This window comes from Hymenobacter segetis, from assembly GCF_038448715.1.
Lineage (GTDB): Bacteria > Bacteroidota > Bacteroidia > Cytophagales > Hymenobacteraceae > Hymenobacter > Hymenobacter segetis.
In genome coordinates, this window is record NZ_JBCEVZ010000006.1 from 111,678 (window position 1) to 129,367 (window position 17,690).

16 protein-coding genes are annotated in these 17,690 nt (G+C 62.2%); 8 read left to right on the forward strand and 8 right to left on the reverse strand.

Annotated features, from left to right (window positions below):
* Positions 1–139: 139 nt before the first annotated feature.
* The gene (locus AAFH49_RS04505) at positions 140–850 is read right to left on the reverse strand and encodes a hypothetical protein (RefSeq protein WP_342296308.1); all 711 of its coding nucleotides are present in this window, start codon (positions 848–850) and stop codon (positions 140–142) included.
* 241 nt (positions 851–1,091) lie between these two features.
* Here AAFH49_RS04505 and AAFH49_RS04510 point away from each other — a divergent pair, with 241 nt between their 5' ends.
* Together AAFH49_RS04510 and AAFH49_RS04515 are read left to right on the forward strand one after the other, a co-directional pair.
* Complete coding sequence (locus AAFH49_RS04510; RefSeq protein WP_342296309.1) at positions 1,092–1,793, forward strand: outer membrane beta-barrel protein; 702 nt, start codon at positions 1,092–1,094, stop codon at positions 1,791–1,793.
* A gap of 96 nt (positions 1,794–1,889) precedes the next feature.
* Entirely contained in the window at positions 1,890–2,633 is a 744-nt protein-coding gene (locus AAFH49_RS04515) for an outer membrane beta-barrel protein (protein ID WP_342296310.1), read from the forward strand.
* 76 nt (positions 2,634–2,709) lie between these two features.
* On the opposite strand, the gene AAFH49_RS04520 is transcribed toward AAFH49_RS04515, so the two are convergent.
* The 6 genes from AAFH49_RS04520 to AAFH49_RS04545 form a co-directional block, all read right to left on the reverse strand.
* Positions 2,710–3,129, reverse strand: a complete 420-nt coding sequence (locus tag AAFH49_RS04520) for a hypothetical protein (RefSeq protein ID WP_342296311.1) — start codon at positions 3,127–3,129, stop codon at positions 2,710–2,712.
* A gap of 276 nt (positions 3,130–3,405) precedes the next feature.
* Entirely contained in the window at positions 3,406–3,987 is a 582-nt protein-coding gene (locus AAFH49_RS04525) for a helix-turn-helix domain-containing protein (RefSeq protein ID WP_342296312.1), read from the reverse strand.
* Positions 3,988–4,168: 181 nt separating this feature from the next.
* Positions 4,169–4,537: a hypothetical protein gene (locus AAFH49_RS04530; RefSeq protein ID WP_342296313.1), complete on the reverse strand. Its 369-nt coding sequence runs from the start codon at positions 4,535–4,537 to the stop codon at positions 4,169–4,171.
* 22 nt (positions 4,538–4,559) lie between these two features.
* A complete protein-coding gene (locus AAFH49_RS04535) occupies positions 4,560–5,144 on the reverse strand; it encodes an ADP-ribosyltransferase domain-containing protein (RefSeq protein ID WP_342296314.1) in 585 nt (194 codons plus the stop codon).
* Between the two features lie 3 nt (positions 5,145–5,147).
* The gene (locus tag AAFH49_RS04540; protein ID WP_342296315.1) at positions 5,148–8,351 is read right to left on the reverse strand and encodes an Eco57I restriction-modification methylase domain-containing protein; all 3,204 of its coding nucleotides are present in this window, start codon (positions 8,349–8,351) and stop codon (positions 5,148–5,150) included.
* Positions 8,352–8,506: 155 nt separating this feature from the next.
* Positions 8,507–10,741: a TonB-dependent receptor gene (locus AAFH49_RS04545; RefSeq protein WP_342296316.1), complete on the reverse strand. Its 2,235-nt coding sequence runs from the start codon at positions 10,739–10,741 to the stop codon at positions 8,507–8,509.
* Between the two features lie 334 nt (positions 10,742–11,075).
* Between AAFH49_RS04545 and AAFH49_RS04550 the strand changes: the two genes are divergently transcribed.
* The 4 genes from AAFH49_RS04550 (at position 11,076) to AAFH49_RS04565 (ending at position 14,698) form a co-directional block, all read left to right on the forward strand.
* On the forward strand, positions 11,076–12,389 hold the full coding sequence (locus AAFH49_RS04550) for a PAS domain-containing protein (protein ID WP_342296317.1): 1,314 nt from the start codon (positions 11,076–11,078) through the stop codon (positions 12,387–12,389).
* A 101-nt stretch (positions 12,390–12,490) separates the two neighbouring features.
* Positions 12,491–12,850, forward strand: a complete 360-nt coding sequence (locus AAFH49_RS04555) for a hypothetical protein (RefSeq protein WP_342296318.1) — start codon at positions 12,491–12,493, stop codon at positions 12,848–12,850.
* A 120-nt stretch (positions 12,851–12,970) separates the two neighbouring features.
* Entirely contained in the window at positions 12,971–14,296 is a 1,326-nt protein-coding gene (locus AAFH49_RS04560) for a PAS domain-containing protein (RefSeq protein WP_342296319.1), read from the forward strand.
* A 51-nt stretch (positions 14,297–14,347) separates the two neighbouring features.
* Positions 14,348–14,698 carry a hypothetical protein gene (locus AAFH49_RS04565; RefSeq protein ID WP_342296320.1) on the forward strand — a complete coding sequence of 117 codons (351 nt, stop codon included), beginning with the start codon at positions 14,348–14,350 and terminating at the stop codon, positions 14,696–14,698.
* Between the two features lie 156 nt (positions 14,699–14,854).
* On the opposite strand, the gene AAFH49_RS04570 is transcribed toward AAFH49_RS04565, so the two are convergent.
* Complete coding sequence (locus tag AAFH49_RS04570; RefSeq protein WP_342296321.1) at positions 14,855–15,622, reverse strand: TatD family hydrolase; 768 nt, start codon at positions 15,620–15,622, stop codon at positions 14,855–14,857.
* 153 nt (positions 15,623–15,775) lie between these two features.
* On the opposite strand from AAFH49_RS04570, the gene AAFH49_RS04575 reads away from it, so the two are divergent.
* Positions 15,776–16,165 carry a BlaI/MecI/CopY family transcriptional regulator gene (locus AAFH49_RS04575; RefSeq protein ID WP_342296322.1) on the forward strand — a complete coding sequence of 130 codons (390 nt, stop codon included), beginning with the start codon at positions 15,776–15,778 and terminating at the stop codon, positions 16,163–16,165.
* Positions 16,155–17,648: a POTRA domain-containing protein gene (locus AAFH49_RS04580; protein ID WP_342296323.1), complete on the forward strand. Its 1,494-nt coding sequence runs from the start codon at positions 16,155–16,157 to the stop codon at positions 17,646–17,648. Before AAFH49_RS04575 ends, AAFH49_RS04580 begins: the two co-directional genes overlap by 11 nt.
* Positions 17,649–17,690 lie beyond the last annotated feature (42 nt).

Consider the following 17,690-nt stretch of genomic DNA (forward strand, 5'->3'; position numbering starts at 1 on the left):
AGTAAGGGGCTGGGGGTATAATTGGAGCCAGTTGAACAACGTAGGGGCGGGGCTCGCCCCCGCCCGTCGTCCGCACCATTCACCGATTCCATTCAACGACGGGCGGGGGCGAGCCCCGCCCCTACCTCCTACGCCCCTCCTACTTCGCCGCCGTGGCGGGCGTTTCGTACTGCTTCATCCGGCCTTGCAGCTGGCGCTGGCCCCAGTTGGGCACCAAGGGGCCGGCGGGCGCGAAGGCCGCAAATTTGGCCTGGGCCTGCTCGTAGAGCGGCTTGGCCGCCTCGGGGCCGCCACCGAACATCTTGGGCGTGAAATTCACGTTATTGGCTTCCACCAGGTAGGGGCGCGGGTTGGCGGGGTTCAGAGCCTGGGCTTTGGCCACGGCCTCGCCCACCATTTCCGAATACTTCATTGAGCGCATCATGGGCGAGATGCCCAGGCGGGCCTGGTAGGCATAGGCTTGCAGGGTGAGCAGCTCTGATTCGTCGCCGTGCAGCTGGCGGGCCTGGCCGAGGGCGGCTTCGGCCTGGTCGAGGGTTTTGTCTTTGGTATCGCCGTCTTCCTTGCTTTGAAACACGTTAATCACCAGCGCATAGGCCTGGTAGTAGCGGGGCAGCCAGTCTTTGGGGGCCACGGTGGCGGCGCGCTCAAATTTAGCCGCCACGGCCTTGAGCACGGCCGGGTCGCCGGTGCTCATCAGCTCGGTGATGGTGGCGGCCATCAGGGTGGTGTAGGCATCGGTGGGCGCGGCGGCAGCAGTGGCGGGCGCTACGGCAGCGGCGGGTTGCGCCTGGGCAGCGGCGGCCAGCGAAACGGCGGCGAAAGCAAGGGTGAGGACGAGGGTTTTCATGGAACGGGGAGTTGGAGTGATGGTGAAGAATGGTTTGCCGCGGTTGATGATTCAAAGGTGGCGGCGGGCCGGGCCGGCCGGAAATGCTTGTGCCCGAAGCGTCGGATGAAGCGGATGAAGCGTCGGCGGGGCCGGACCAGCGGGTCGCGCTTTTTTTACCGGCTCGTGCGCCGGCCATGCAACGCCGGGGCAGGCAATGCACTCTTAGCAGTATTCCAACCCACTTTCCAATCCCTTACGCATGCGTTTCCTCCCTTTCGCGCTCGGTGGCCTGCTCCTTGCCTCCGCCCTTCCCACCCTCGCCCAAACCGCGACCGAAACGCCGGCGGCCCCGCGCTTCTACATCGGGCTGGGGGCCTACAGCAGCTACTACCAGCTGCTGGGCGGCCAGTCGCTGGCCTTCAATAGCCCCGTGCGGGTGCCGGTGCAGCTCACGGCCGGCTACCAGCTGCGCCCGCGCCTGGCGGTGCAGCTGGGCGTGGCCTACAGCGGCAGCACGGCCCACTTCGCCAGCGTGGGGCGCTACTACGACCCCGCCAATCCCACCAGAGGCACGTACTTCGACTACAATGCCACCAGCACCCTGCGCAATGCCTCGGTATCGGTGCTGGCGCGCTATACCCTCACCCGCAACCCGGCCCACCGCGTGCAGTTTGATGCGCTGGGCGGCTTCACGCTGGAGCACGGCAGCGGCTACGAGCGCGGCACCCGGGCCGACAGCCTCGGCGGGGCGCTCGTGGTAAGCCCGTACGGCTACCGCACCTCCCGCAACACCCTATTGCTCACGGCGGGCATCGGGACGCGCTACCGCCTGGGCCGGCATTTTGAGCTGACCTACGACTTCACCCTGAATAAAGCCCTGACCAACGACAGCCCTACCGGCCAGTTCCAAGGCCTCACCAGAAGCAGTGCCCTGGGCCTGCGCTACCGGTTTGGGCGGTAGCCTGCCCCCAACTTTCCTTGCCACTGCCGGGCAATGCTTCGGTGCGCCAACTCATTTTCTTATTCCATTCCATCCCTTTTTATCCCAACCAAATCCATGCGTTTCCTTTCCCTTGCCCTGGGTGGCCTTTTGCTAAGCACTGCCCTGCCCGCCCTCGCCCAAACCAGCACCGAAACCCCTGCCCTACCGGGTACGACCCTGCCGGGTACGACCACGCCCCTGCCGCCCCGCTATTACATCGGGCTGGGTGCTTACAGCAGCTTTTATCAGTCGCTGGGCCACGCCTCGGAAGGCTCCTACGACTACAATTTCCGGCTGCCGGTGCAGCTCACGGCCGGCTACCAGCTTAGCCCGCGGCTGGCGGTGCAGCTGGGCGTGGCCTACAGCGCGGCCAACTACCGCTACGACCAGTTTCTGCTGAATACCACGCCCGGCCAGCCAGCGTCCTACAACAGCATGGCCGGCAGCAAAAAGCAGCAGCAAACGTCCGTTTCGGCGCTGGCCCGCTACACCATCACCGCCAACCCGGCCCACCGACTGCAGTTCGATGCCCTGGGCGGCGCAACCTTCGAGCGCGGCACGGCCTACTACCAGGGTTCGCGCACCGATAATGCCCAAGGTCCGCTCACGACGACCAACTATGACTACCACGTTTCGCAAAACACCTGGCTGCTCACCGGCGGCGTGGGGGCCCGCTACCGCCTGAGCCGCCACTTCGAGCTCACCTACGACTTCATGGTGAACAAGGCCCTGAACGATACCAACCGCTACGGCTCGGGCCTCACCAATACCCTCACCACCAGCCAGGCCCTGGGCCTGCGCTACCGGTTTGGGCGGTAGCATTCGCTTCGGGCCTCAAAAAAAGCGGCCGCTCCTGCTGGGGCGGCCGCTTTTTGCGTTTGGGCTGGTGCAGGGCTTAGCTGGGCAGCGCGGCCTTGCGGTCTTCCACGGCTTTGATGGATGCGTCGAGGGTGGCAATCTGGGCGTCTATCTGGTCGGCGTCTACGTCGGCGAGGTAGGCGGTGGGGCCGCTCACGGCGCTGTTGCTTAGCTCCAGGTTGGCCTTGCGGGCAGTGGCCGCGATGAGGGCCCGCTGGGCGGCGCGCTTCTCGCCCTCGGTGAGGCCGGTGCGGGCGGCTTCCGTGGTGTAGTGGGCTACGTCGTCGGTGGCTTTGGCCAGTTGGGCGGCCACGGTGGTGGCCCGGTCGGTGGCCTGCGTGTCGGCGTAGGTCTGGTTGTAGTCGCGGTGGGCGTAGGTGCCTTTTTCTTTGGTAAGGCTGGTCAGGGCCTGGTCACAGTCGGCTTTGGTAGTGAGCAAATTTACATCGGCTGCCATATGATTTTTTTGGGGTTTGGAGTGGGAATAAAAGGATTGAGCCCAAATGTAGCCGGCCGCGTAAGTCCCTCCAAGTCATTCCCAACAAAGGACAAAAGCCGTGCTTTTTCCCGATTTGGGCCGGAGCAACAGCAGCAATTATTCGACAGAAAACAGAACGTCATGCTGAGCGCAGCCGAAGCATCTCTACCGCGCAAGTAATTCATTTACTACTGCGGTAGAGATGCTTCGGCTGCGCTCAGCATGACGTTCTTTTCCTTGCTCTCCTCCCCGCCCCTACCCAAGTAGCGCCCCCAAGGCCGCCGCCTCGGCCTCTAGCGCCAGGGCGCGCTGGTGCCGCAGGTGCCACCCGGCCAGCACATCGGGCGGCAGGGCCAACGGCACGGTGGCCAGCCAGGCGTGCACGTAGCGCAGGCGCACGGCCTCGGGGGTGGCGGGGGCCTCATCGGCGGGAGGCGGGGGCGGCGGCAGGGCGGCCAGCAGCGCGGGCAGGGCCGCGGCCCAGCGGGCGGCTACGGCAGCCTGCTCGGGCAGGGCGCGCAGCTGCCAGCGCAGGTTGTGGGCCTCGTGCAGGCAGGCGGCGCGGCGGCGCTCCAGCGGCCTAGTATCGAAGGGGCTGGGAGGCGGTGGGGCTTCGGCAGCTTCGGGCGGCACAGCCGTTTCTTCGGCTTCGAGGGGGGCCAGGAAGGGGGCCAGCCGCCCGCTTACTTCGCGGGTGAGGGCGCGGGTGCCGCTTTCCAGCTGGCTCACCAGGCCGGGCGTGACGCCCAGCAGGGCCGCCAGCTGCTGGCGGGTCAGGCCGTAGTAGCGGCACACCCGGGCCAGGTAGGAATCAGAATACGTGACGGGACGGGCCATGAAAGGGCGTGTAAAGAATTTCAGTATGGTGGCGATAATTGTTTACAAGCTACGTAAACAATTATTGGCCACCTGCACTAATTCTTTACAAGAGCGCACGACGCGGCATGAGCTTCAATCCGGCCGGCAATAAAAAGCCCCGGCTGTCGAAACGGCCGGGGCTATGTACAGGCAGGAAAGATTACCGGGAACTGCTCGGAGGAGAGGTGTCGGGTGGACCGGAGAAACCGGACTGGGCCTTGCGGGCCAGCCGCTCCGCAATGAGGCGCAGGTCAGCGGCGGCGGCGGGATTGGCTTTCAGTTCGGCGGCCTCCTGCTGGAGTTGATACTGGTGCCGCCAGTTGATAAGCTCTAACCGGTATGCTCGTGGCGCATTCCGGTTATTGCGCAAATAATCACCTGCCCACTTGTAGTACTCAGCCGGGCTAAGGGCTTTCATGGCCGGGTGGCGGGTACCAGCCACACCTCCCCCATCGGCCGGAGTAGCTGGCACGGCCGAAGCCGGGCTTGGTCCAGGGGAGCTTGACGGTAAAAACGCTTCGGGTTTCATAGTAGTAAGTTACGCAAAACAGTTACAACTCATCCAACACGATGCGCGTGAAGCCAGTTTCAGCGGCCACTTCCAGCACCTCAAACCGCGTTCGGGGAGCAAACAATACCTCATACTCATTTTGGCTGTCGACGCCGTACTTCGAGACCTCCTCAATAAGCCGGCCGGTACGGGACTGAATGACGAACAAACAGTTCTTCTGAGGGCTGTGCAGATATTGATGGGCAATGGTAGCTTTTTGGCTGGCCGAGAGAAAAGCCGGCCATCTGACGGGAAATCCAGCATCGAAACTGGCGCGGTAAAACATAAGCTGGCTAGGGCGCAACTGCACCCCGCAGAAAGCCAAGCCCACGTAGGCGGGCAGCTTGGCGAGTGCTGCCGCCAAGCCCTGCCCAAATAGGGTGCTATTATCACCTCTGCTGGCGTGTAGCGTCCGGTTCAAGGCCTCGTAGCCATCGTCGCTGTAATGGTAAATGGCGGCCTTGTCGATAGTGGTGAGGCGAGGCAGAGCGGTGGCCCGGCGTCCTTCCTGCACGGCCCGCCAGCCCTGCGGGCAGTAGTGCTGGAGATATTCGGCTAACTGGCTCCGCTGCTGAGCAGTCATCATGGGCTACTTCTGGCTTGGCGCAGCCACTTCGCCGCCCTCCACCAGCACGATTTCGGCCGGGGTGAGCTGGTAGAGCTGGTACACCAGCGCATCCAGCTCCTTATCGCGCTGGGCCAGGTGCTGGCGGGCGGAGGCCTGCGCCTGCTGGTGCGCCACGTGGTGCTTCAGCCACTCCCCTTTCTCTTTCAGGCTGAGGGCGCGGCCGATGCTTTTTTCGAGGGCCGTGCTCCAGGGCTTCCACTCCTGCGTGAGGGCCAGCTTGCCACTGAGCGGGGCGCTCAGGCCCAGTTCGGCGCGGAGCAGGGCGGCAAAGTCGGAATCGGCGGCGTGCAGTGTGCGGTGCCCGGCCAGTAGCTCCTCGGCGAGGGCGATGAAGGGCTGTTGCTCGGCGGGGGTGATGTTGGGAATGGGAAGATTTTTAATGTCTCCGACAAGAATTTTAGGGATAGATGTTGCAGCGTTTGCTTTGGGATGAACCTTAGTATGATACCAGCTGATAACACTGGAATTAATAATGCTTAATAGAAACATAAGCAAATCAGTTGACCCATCCCTGCTAATTATATTGATAATAGAAGGAGTATTAGCAAATGACTTATCTACATAAGTTGCGGTTATTTTATATCTATCGCCACGGGTAACTTCCATAACTAGAAGCCTAGGCTGGGTAAAAAACTTGGGATTAACATATCCAGCTACATGCTTCCCGTACTTAATAAACTGATTGCTTTCCCGATTCGAATATCTACTTAAATCCTTGCCTTGAATTTCTTGCATATACTCCTCTGAGAGCTTACTATCTGAATGCCACAGCCTGTCGTCAACAATCCTGTTACCCTCGTCCCCATAAACTTTTATTAAGTCGCTCCTGCGATAAGGAATGTACCCTTGCGAAACCTCATAAGTGGAGCGAACAAGCACAGAATTCTCTTTCAATTTGGATACTAGACTTGCATCAATACTAGTGCTGTTAAGATTGATAATTAAATCAGGGTGCTTTCTAATATCAGAAATTTCTAACTGGGCTAAATAACCAAATTCTTGCTCGTGCATCCCAGTTACGACTATGGAATTCGTTTTAGCATTGTTTCTTATGATACAGATGATAGTATCTAAATCAGCGTCGCTAAACACTTTCTTAGGTAGGTCAACAATTTCTATTAGATTCTGCTCAAGTACAAGTTCACGCAGCTTTTTATGCTGTTGTATTGAAAGCCATGTATAGGGGACAATGAAGCCTAAGAATCCGTCTTTTACTAGTAGACTTATGCCCTTTTCAATAAAGATGGCATAAGAGTCAAGTTTGTATGCCGGCGAATTATAGTTATTGAGAAAGTATTTCTGCTCCACCTTTTTAATACTCGCTCCATACGGCGGGTTCCCCACCACCACGTCAAAGCCGCCGTCGGCGAAGGCTTCGGGGAAGGCGGCTTGCCAGTCGAAGGCGCGGTCACCGGCCACGGCGGGGTCGGCGATGAGGGAGTTGCCGGTGCGGATACTGTGGTCGAGGGAGGTGAGGGGCCGGCCGGGGTTGGCGGTCTGGAGCCAGAGACTGAGGCGGGTAATCTGGACGGATTCGGGGTTGAGGTCGACGCCGTAGAGGTTGTGCTGGAGGATGTGGCGGTCGAGGTCGAACAGCTCGCGCTGGCCGGCGCGCAGCTCGGCCAGGGCATCGTTCACCACCTGCCCCTCGCGCAGCAGGTAGCCGAAAGCCTCGTTGAGAAACGCCCCCGAGCCGCAGGCGGGGTCGAGCACCCGAATGGCGCGCAGGCGCTGGCCGTAGGCTTCCCAGGCCGCCAGGTGCTTTTGCACGCGGGCGCTGGGCGCGAGCAGGCGCTTGGTTTGCTGGTTTACGCCGATGGTGGCGCGGTCGGTATCCGTCAGGTCGGGCAGGGCATCGAGGCCGGCCTCCTGGCGGCGCTCGCGCAGCCAGCCGCCCACGGCCTGCTGCACGATGTAGCGGGTGATGTAGTCGGGGGTGTAGAAAATGCCGTCCTGCTTGCGTTTGCCCTGCTTGGCGCTGGGCGCGGCCTCGCCCAGCAGGCGGGCGCGCTCGGCTTCGAGGTCGGCGAGGCTTTGCTCGAAGATGTGGCCGAGGATGTTCACATTAAGGTCAGAGGCAAAATTGTATCCTCCTAGTTCTACAATTGGCTCTAATGCGACATCTTTAATTAAGAGGTTATCAAGCGCTATATCCTCCGCGAAGAGGCCCCCATTGAAACGGTTAATCTTGGCGGCCTCATTCCCTTTGTCAATACTTCTAAACAGTCCGCGTACACTTCGGTAGATGCTATCATCCGCTCTGTCGAAAACATTAGCCTTCACTACCAGAAGCAACGTTTTGAGCGTTTTTTCAGGCATAATGTGTCTGTCTTCGCAAAAGCAGACGAAAATCACTCGGTCGAGCAGTTTCTGAGTGTGCTGAAGAAGCTCCAACGGTGGCACAGCAGGGTTTTGCTCGATAAGGTGGTCGAGCAAATCGCGGCGGGCGTTGCGGTAGTCACGGTAAAAATCTTTGCTGATGCGGGCCTCCTGCTCCTGGCGCTGGCGCAGGGCCTGGTCGAGGGGGGCATCGGGCTGGGCCGGGGCGGGCAGCAGCTGCCCGCTGCCCAGCAGGGCAAAGAAGCGCACGAGGGCGGCCGGTTGGTCGGGCAGGGTGCGGAAATCGAAGACTTCGGCGCGGGTCTGGTCGTTGGCAGCATACACGCGCAGCTCCACGAAGTTGCTCACGATAACCCAGCGGCAGCTCGGCCCCATCTTGGAGGGGTAGCTGAAGGCTTGCTCCACGGGGCTTTCGGCGCGGCCTTTGGGGCCCAGCTTCTGCTTGGCGTCGAGGTTCTGCTTGGCCGATTTTAGCTCCACCACCGCCCGCACCGGCCCGCCGAGGGCCCCCTTGCCATCGGCCGCGAAGTCGCCGAGGGCACCGTCGGGCTTGGTGCCGTCCACGTTGGTTTTCTTTTCGAGCAGCAGCTGGCGGTAGTCGGGCCGCTGGTGCTCATAGCCCAGCGCCTCCCCAAATACGAGGGTGAGGAACTCGGCCTGCAAGGCTTCTTCCTTCTGGCTGGTGACGTAGCCGGAGGCAATGCGCTGCTGCCACTGACGCAGCTTTTCCACGCGGGCGAGCCAGTCGGACAAGGCTTGGGCGGGGTGGTAGGTAGCAAGCGGCGCGGGCAGAGCGGCCGGGGCGGGGGCGAAAAGGGGGAGCATGCGGCGAAGGTAGCGGCAGGGCCGAGTTGGACGGCGCGACTAGGGCTGAAAAGAAACCGGCAGGGATGTAAAGAATAAACGGGCAGTGAGCAGAATTCTTTACAAATCGTGTAAAGAATTCTGCTCACTGCCCGTTTATTCTTTACGTGAAAAGGTCAGTCCGGCCGCGCATTCAAATCCACTTTCGTCTTATTTATCGAAATGAACGCGCCCACAAACAGCATCCTCGGCGCGGGCGGCAGCACGGCCGCGCTGCGGAACTGCCCGCCGGCATCGGGCGTACCGGCGAAGGTGTAGCCGTAGATGTTCTGGCGGTTGAGCACGTTGCTGGCCGATACGTAGACGATGGTGAACTGCTTGAACCAGTGGGTGAGGTAGCTCACGTTCAGGCTCAGGTCCTGGTAGGCGGGCAGGGTGGCCTGGTTGTAGCCGGCTTGGTTGGGGTCGAAGTAGCGGCGGCTGCTGCCGTAGCTGTAGGTGAAGCCGAATTGGGTGTGCATTTTGGCCACGTAGTACTTGCCCACCACGCTCAGGTTGTGCCGGGCGGCAAAGGTGGGAATGGCGGCCACGGGGTCGGCCCGGTACTGGCGGCGGGTATCGAGAAAGCCGTAGCTAACCCAGTAATCGGCCATCTTGAAGGTGGTACGGTCCCGGAACAGCACGTCGAGACCCCGGGCGTAGCCGCTGCCGGCGTTCTGGTAGCCGGCGGGGTTGAAGATGTTCGTGCGGTCGTAGGTGACCAGCTGACGGTAGTTTTTCTGGTAGAGCTCAGCGCGCAGGGTGCGGTCCTGCACAGTGCGCTCAAAGAGCAGGCTGTAGTGCTCGGCCCGCTCGAAGTTGAGGGCGTGGCTCACGCGCAGCAAGTCGGTGGTAGGCGTTTGGTAGAAGTAGCCCCAGGCGGCCGAGAGCTGGCTGTGCTCGCCGGTTTTGTAGGCCATTCCCAGGCGCGGCGCGGCGTTGAACTGGCGCAGCAGGGCCGAATACTCGGCCCGCGCCCCCACCCGGACGGCCAGGCGGTGGCTCAGCACCATTTCGCTTTCCGCGAAGCCCGCGCCGCGCTGCTCGTCCACGGCCAGGGCCAGCGTATTGGCTTCGGCCGATGGCTGGTACTGCTGGCGGTAGCGCTGGGCGTAGCCTTCGAGGCCCATTTTGAGGTTGAACCAGGTGCTGGCCGAGTCGTTGGTGAGCACCAACCGGGCCACGGCCGATTGGTCGAGGTCGCGCACCAACTGCACGTCGGGGCGGATGAGGTTGTCGTCCACGGTCAGGGCCAGGCCGGTGTTCAGGCTCCAGCCGCGCCGCAGCGGGGCGCGGTAGGTGGCGTTGAGGTAGGCGTTGTCGTTGGCTAGCGTCACGGGGTGGCCGTCGGCGGCGTAGGCGGGGCTGGGGTCGGGCTGGCGCAGGGCCAGGCGCTGGCGGCTATAGGTGCCGTAGATTTTCAGCATCCCGGCCTCACCTACTTTATGGGCTACTTTGAGGGAGCCGCCCAGGGCCAACGGAGCCTTGTCCCAGCCCAGATTCTGGGGCACGAGGTTGTAGTACGGGGCGAGGTTGGTGTAGTCGGCGCTCACGGCCACGGAGGTGCGCTCCCAGCGCCGGGTGCGCCCGAGGCTGCCACCCACCGACATCAGCGACACGCTGGACTGCGTTTCAGGAGCCAAGTCCGTCGAATTCTGCACCACCACGGCGCTCAGCGCCTGCCCGTACTCAGCCGAGTAGCCGCCTGTGCTAAACACCAGTCCTTTGAACAGAAAGGGCGAAAACCGGCCTCGCGAAGCCACATTCGGCACCGCGCCGGCGTAGGGCGTCTGCACGGGCAGGCCGTCGATGTAGTACTTGGTTTCCGACGCCGCCCCGCCGCGCACGAACAGCTTGCCGTCCTCCCCCACCCGCGTGGTGCCGGGCAGGGCGTTGAGCGCCCCGGCCACGTCGCCGAGCGCACCGGCCGTGGTTACGATGTCGAGGGGCTTGAGCAGGGTGCCGCGCTTGGTATCGCTGGCCTCGAAGGCTCCGGCCGTCACCACCACGTCGCCGAGGGCGGCGGGGTTGAGCTTCAGCTTAATATTGGGCAGGCTGATGGGTCCTTCGCCGAGGTTCACCAGCAGCTCCTGCGGCACGTAGCCGATGAAGCTCACCACCAGCACGGCCGGGCCGGCGGCGCGGTCGGTGCGGAAATCGAAGCGGCCCAGCGAGTCGGTGCTGGCTCCGTCGAAGGTGGTTTTCAGGAACACGTTCACGCCCGGCAGGGGCTGGCCAGCGGCATCGCGCACCACGCCGTGGAGCGACTGAGCGGCGGAGTGACTGAGTGATTTTTGGGCCGGCGTGGTTTGGGCGAGGGCGGCGGGGGTGGCGCTCAGCAACAGGAGCAGCGGGAGTAGTGAGGTTTTCATGGCAGCGGGCGTTTTGATGGCTCAAAGGTGCCCGTGGGCTGCCCCGGCGTTCAACTTCCCGTTGCCGAACCGTCGAATGGCCCGGATGAACCGTCGAGCCGGACGATGAGTTGAGCGAGAATTCCTGACCATTCAGCCTCGGGAATTGGATAATTCCAACCGTAACGGACCGCAGCGCGTACTTTCGGCAGCAGCTCCATGCCCAGCCCCAACCAACCAGCCGACCGGGTTGCTTTTGCCTCGGGCCCACGGCTTAAAGCGGCCCTATTTACCTTCACGGCATCATCATTCTTGCCCGCCGAAGTTTGCGGCACCATCCAGTTTAACCCGCTTCATGGCTGATACTTCCTTGCCCATTGATTACCAGGCCCTGTTTCACGCCCTTCCTGGCTCCTACCTGCTGCTGGCCCCCGATGGCACCGTGCTCGATAATTCCGACCAGCACGTAGCCGTGTCGCTGCTGCCCCGGGCGCAGGCCGTGGGCCGCAATATCTTCGACGCCTACCCCTCGGCCCCCGAAAGCCAGCGCGACCTCCACGCCTCGCACGAGCAGGTGCGCCGCACCCTGCGCCCCGATACCATGCCCCTGCTGCGCTACGACCTGGAGCGCCCCGCCGAAATGGGCGGCGGCACCGAGGAGCGATACTGGCAAATCACCCATTACCCCATTCTCGACGCCCAGGGCCAGCTGCAATACATCCTGCAAATGCCGCAGGACGTAACCGAAGCCCACCGCGCCAGCCTGGCCGCCGCCGAAGCCCAAAAGGCCCTCGACGAGTCGCAGCAGCGCACCGAGTTCATCCTCGAAAGCCTGCCCGTGATGGTGTGGACCAACCACCCCGACGGCACCCCCGATTACTTCAACCCGCGCTGGCTGGAGTTTACGGGCAAAACCCACGAGCAGCTGCTCTTAGAATCGGTATGGGACGACATCACCTACCCCGGCGACCGCGCCGGGCTGGTGCAAGCATGGCAGGAGGCCCTGCGTGGCGGCCAGCTGTTTCAACACGAGTACCGCCTGCGCCGCCACGATGGCCAGTACCGCTGGCTACTGTTGCGGGTGTCGCCCCGCCGCGATGCGGCCGGCCAGATTATCATGTGGGTGGGCGCGGCCAGCGACATCCACGAGCAGCGCCAGATGGTGCAGGAGCTGCTGCACGCCAACGAGCAGCAGGCCGCCCTCTCCGAGCAGGCCTACCAGCAATACCAAAAGGCCGAAAGCCAGCGCGAAACCTACGAAAACCTGTTTGCCCAGGCCCCGGCCCTCATCTGCATTCTGCGCGGGCCCGAACACCGCTACGAGTTCGTGAACCCGCGCTACCAGCAGGTATTCCCGCACCGGCAGCTGGTGGGCTTGCCCGTGGCCGAAGCCCTGCCCGAAGTCAAAGACCAGGGCATTATTGAGCTGCTGGATAAGGTGTACCAGACCGGCGAAACCTTCGAAGCCCACGAGCTGCCTCTGCAACTCGTGCGCGACCCCAGCGGCGAGCTGCGCACCGACTACTTCAACTTCACCTACCAGCAGTTCCGCGAGAACGGCCAGCCCGCCGGCATCATGGTCTTTGCCTACGAGGTTTCCGACCTCGTGCGCGCCCGCCAGGTGCTGGAAAAGCTCCGCGACGCCAGCCCCGACGCCCCCTTGGCCTGATTTGTGGTAGGCCGCCCGCAACCATTGGCGCGGTTTGCGGCTCCTCAGTCGCCATCTCCCGGCCTTTTGGCTACCCTTCTATTCTTTCTACACCCTCCTATATGCCTCTTACTTCGTTCGACTTTCAGCAGGCCCGCGTGAAGCAGGTACTCTTTAAGTCGCGGCTGCGCTCCGTGCTCTACGGCGTGCGAGAGGCCGAAGCCAGCCTCTTTTCACCCCAGGAAAACCCGCTGGGCCAGTGGCTCCAAACGGTGCTCCAGCCCCAGCACGGCACCCACCCCGAGGTGCGCGAGCTCGACCGCACCGTGCAGCAGATGCTGCGCACCGGCCAGGACCTGGCCACCCGCTACCAGCGCGGCCACATCGAGGAAGCCCGCACCGGCCTCGACCAAATCAACACCTTCGCCGACCGCATCGAAACCCTGCTCCTTTCGCTGGAACGCGGCCTGGCCGTGGCCTAAAACCCGCCTACCGGCCGGCCTTGCGCAATGCGAAGCCGGCTGTACTTTTAAGGCTCCAATACCGGGCCGCCTGCCCTTTCTGCTTGTATTTGTATTGCGTTTGTTTCCCCGTTTGACAAAATGACTGCTTTCGTTGCCACCCCCGATTATCAGCGCCTGTTTCGTTCCCTGCCCGAAAACCTGCTGCTGATGACGCCCGATGCCACCATCGTTGACAATACCGACGGCCACGTGGAAGCATCCCTGAAACCCCGGGCCGAGGTGGTGGGCAAAAGCATGTTTGAAGCCTTCCCGTCGGTGGACCAGAACGAGGGCGATGTCATTTTCCAATCGCACGAGCACGTGCGCCAGCACCACGCGCCGCACACCATGCCCCTCATTCGCTACGACCTGGCCCTGCCCGCCGAGCAGGGCGGCGGCTTCGAGGAGATGTACTGGCAGGCCACCCACTACCCCATCCTCAACGAGCAGGGCGAGCTCGAATACATCCTGCAGCGCACCCAGAACGTGACCGAGGCCCACCGCGCCGCCCTGCGCGCCGCCCAGGTGCAGCGCGACCTCGACGAAGCCCAGGACCGCACCCGCTTCATCCTCGAAAACCTGCCCGTCCTCATCTGGACCGCCGATGCCGCCGGCCACCGCGACTACTTTAATTCCCGCTGGCTCAGCTTCACCGGCAAGCCCCTGGCCGAGCAAACCGGCCTGCAATGGGCCGAAAGCCTGCACGAAGAAGACCGCGCCCGCGTGCTCGCCGCCTGGCAGAAATCCGTGAAAACCGGCGAGCCCTATCAGGTGGAATACCGCCTGCGCCGCCACGACGGCCAGTACCGCTGGATTCTGGTGCGCGCCGTGCCCCGCCGCGGCGCCGACGGCCGCATCACCATGTGGGTGGGCGGCGCCACCGACATCCACGAGCAGCGCCAGATGGTGCAGGAGCTCCTCACCGCCAACGAGCAGCAGGGCAGCCTCTCCGAGCAGGCCTACCAGATGTACCAGAAGGCCGAAAACCAGCGCGAAACCTACGAGAGCCTGTTTACGCAGGCCCCGGCCATGATTTGCATCCTGCGCGGGGCCGAGCACCGCTACGAGTTCGTGAACCCGGCCTACCAGCAGCTCTTCCCGCACCGCCAGCTGGTGGGCCGCACCGTGGCCGAGGTATTGCCCGAAGTTAAAGACCAGGGCATTATTGACATTCTCGATAAGGTGTACCAGACCGGCGAAACTTTCAATGGCAATGAACTCCTGATACAGTTGGAGCGCGATGCCAGCGGCGTGCTCAAGGACACGTATTTCAACTTCATCTACCAGCAGTTCCGCGAAAACGGCCAGCCAGCCGGCATCATGGTCTTCGCCTTCGAAGTAACCGCCCTGGTAGTGGCCCGCAAAGCCCTGGAGCAAGTGCGCGACGCGGCCGCCGATGCCCTCGGCAATGCCACGGCCGGCTAAAACCGGCGTATCTTTGCGGTCATTTCTGCTCGACTTTTTTTCAGCCCCAGCATGCCACTCTCTTCTTTCGACTTTCAGCAAGCCCGCGTGAAGCAGGTGCTGTTTAAGTCGCGGCTGCGCTCGGTGCTCTACGGCGTGCGCGAAGCCGAGCCGGCCCTGTTTTCCCTCACCGAAAACCCACTGGGCCAGTGGATTCAAACCGTGCTCAAGCCCCAGGCCGCCGGCCAGCCCGCCGTGCGCGAGCTGGAGCACGTGCTGCAGCGCATGCTCAGCACCGGCCAGGACCTGGCCACCCGCTACCAGCGCGGCCACCTCGAAGAAGCCCGCGCCGGCCTCGACCAGGTCAACGCCTACTCCGACCAGATTGAAACCCTGCTCACCAGCCTGGAACGCGCCGCGTAATTGCGGGTCAAAAATTCAGAACGGCTGTCATCCTGAGCAAAGCGAAGGACCTTATCACGGCTGAACAGTTTGCAGTAATCGAACTGATGCGAACGTGAAAAGGTCCTTCGCTTTGCTCAGGATGACAGACGTTTTTAATCTCTAAAAACCTGGTTATCACAAATTGAACAGCGCCGCCGCGTTGCGCGTGGTGGCTTCGGCCACTTCCGCCTCGGGCAGGCCCAGCAACGAGGCCACGCGGCGCAGCACCAGCGGCAGGTAGGCCGGCTCGTTGCGCTTGCCCCGGTGCGGCACGGGCGCGAGGTACGGGCAGTCAGTTTCGAGCAGCAGATGCTCCAGCCCAATACCGGGCAGCACCTTATCGGCCCCGCCATTCTTGAAGGTGGCCACGCCGCCGATGCCCAGCTTAAAGCCCAGTTTGATAACCTGCTCCGCCTCCTCGGGTGTGCCGGAGAAGCAGTGAAACACGCCGCGCAGCGTGCCATCCTGCGCGGCTTCCACCAGCGCCACGGTTTCGGCAAAGGCCTCGCGGGTGTGCAGCACGATGGGCAGGCCGTGCTTTTTGGCTAAGTCGAGCTGAATTTTCAGGGCCTGCTGCTGCTCGGCCAGCAGGGTTTTATCCCAATGCAAATCAAGCCCGGCCTCGCCCACAGCGGCGAAGGGGCGGCGGCCCAGCCAGGTTTCCACCTCATACAGCTGCTGCTCAAAATTGCGCGTCACGGAGCACGGGTGCAGGCCCATCATGGCGAAGCAGGTTTCCGGGGCCTCGGCCTCCAGCTCCAGCATGGCGTCGATGGTGCTGTGGTCGACGTTGGGCATGACGATGGTGCGCACGCCGGCTTCCTGGGCGCGGCGCAAGGCCTCAAGGCGGTCGGGCCGGAACTGTTCGGAGTAGAGGTGGGCGTGCGAATCGGTGATGTGCATAGTGGGGCAAAGGTCGGGCGCGGGCACGGGTCGACAACAATTTTGCCAGGCAAAAAGCGGTTAATGAACCCAAAAACGAATATCAACGGATAAATCAGTTTCAAAACTGAATAATAAGTTTTGAAACTGATTTATCCGTTATACATTTGAGATATGGAAGAATTGACCAAAACCGAAGAGCGCATCATGCAGGCGCTGTGGAAGCTGAAAAAGGCTTTCATCAAGGACGTTATCGACCATTTGCCCGACGACCCGAAGCCGCCTTACAACACCATTTCATCGGTGGTGCGAATTCTGGAGCGCAAGGGCTACGTGGGTTTTAAGGCCTATGGCAAGACGTATGAGTACTTCCCGCTCATCAGCAAGATGGAATACCGGGCCTCCAGCCTGAAGCGAATGCTGGCGCAGTATTTCGATGATTCGCCCACGGCGCTGGTGTCCTTCATGGTGGAGGAAACCCTGAGCCAGCGCGAAAAGCAGCAACTGCTCGACCTGCTCCACGACTCCGAAAACGGCCCTAAACCCGACGGCGATGCTCACTAGCCTCCTGCTCTACCTGGCCGAAGCCAGCTTTTGCCTGGCAGTATTCGCCCTGGCCTACCGCCTGCTGCTGGCCGGCCTCACCTACTTTGTCTGGAACCGGGCCTACCTGCTGGGCGCACTGGCCACGAGCGTGGTTATTCCGCTGCTGGCCTTTCCGGGCCTGGCAACCTGGCTGACCAACCCGGCTGCCGCGCCGTCCGTGGCCCGGCTGCCCCTCCGCCTCAACTGGCAGCTGAATGCGCCGCTGGCCCACGCGCAGGCAAATCCCACGGCCAGCGGGCCGGATTGGCTGGCGCTGCTGCTCATGGGGGCGGTGATTATCTACGCATTGGGGGCGCTTTACAAGCTGGTGCGGGCCGTGCGCAACGTGCGGGCACTGCGGCGACTGGCGCAGCAAAATCCACAAACCGATTTGGGCGCTTTCTCCATCGTGCATTTGCCGGAGGCCAGTATGCCGGCGTTTTCCTTCGGGCGGCACGTGTTTTTGTCGCCGCTACACGAGACGTTGAGCCCGGCCGAGCGGGAGCAGCTGTTGCTGCACGAGGAAGTACACGTCCGGCAGCGCCACACGCTTGATTTATTGCTGGTGGAGGCGCTGGGCGTGGTTTTCTGGTTCAACGGCGCGGTGCCGTACCTCGGCCGGCAGCTGAAAGTGGTGCACGAATACCTGGCCGACGCGGCCGTGGCCCGCACTCAGGCCAGCGCCACGCCCTATGGCGAACTGCTGATAAAGCTGGCGGCGCAGCAGCTGCCTTTTGCCCTGGTCCACGCTTTCTCCCACAAACAAATTTTCCTGCGAATCCATATGCTCACCCAACCAACTTCCTCTCCCATGAAAAAACTTCGTTTTCTGTTCATCGTGCCCGTTTTTGCCTTCACCTGGGCGGCCACGGCCTGCGTCGGCTCGCCGGCACCGGAAGCAGCAGCTCCGGCCGAGGCTTCGGTTGATTCCGAAACCGCGCCTTTGGCAGCAGCGGGCCGCATTGGCCGCATCAGCTGGCAGGGCAATACGTACCTATCGGCGGCTGAACTAAACCAGGCGCTGGGCCTGAAATCCGGCGATGCCTACGACTCTGCCACCGTAGCCCGCCGCCTGAGCTTCGACCCTAAGGGTGGCGATATCACCTCGCGCTACATGGACCACGGCTACCTGTTCTTCTCAGTTGAGCCCAAAGCCACCCGCCAGCCCAACGGCACTACCGACCTGGCCTTCAACATCTCCGAAGGCCGGAGAGCACAGATTGGTCGCATCACCATCACGGGCAATACCAAAACCTCCACAGCCGCCCTGCTCAAGCTGGTTCCGTTGCGCTCAGGCGAAGATTTCAGTCGGGCCAAGCTGATGGAAACGCAACGTATTCTGGCCCAGCAGGGCGAGTTCGACCCGAATAAAGTAGCTATCAACCCCGCACCAGAAATGCGGCCCAATCAGCCCACCGATTTGGTAAATATTGCGCTGGTGGTGGTTGAGAAAGCGAAGTAGCCAGGATTCTGGCACGAAAAGTTCCCCGCAGTGTGCGCAGTG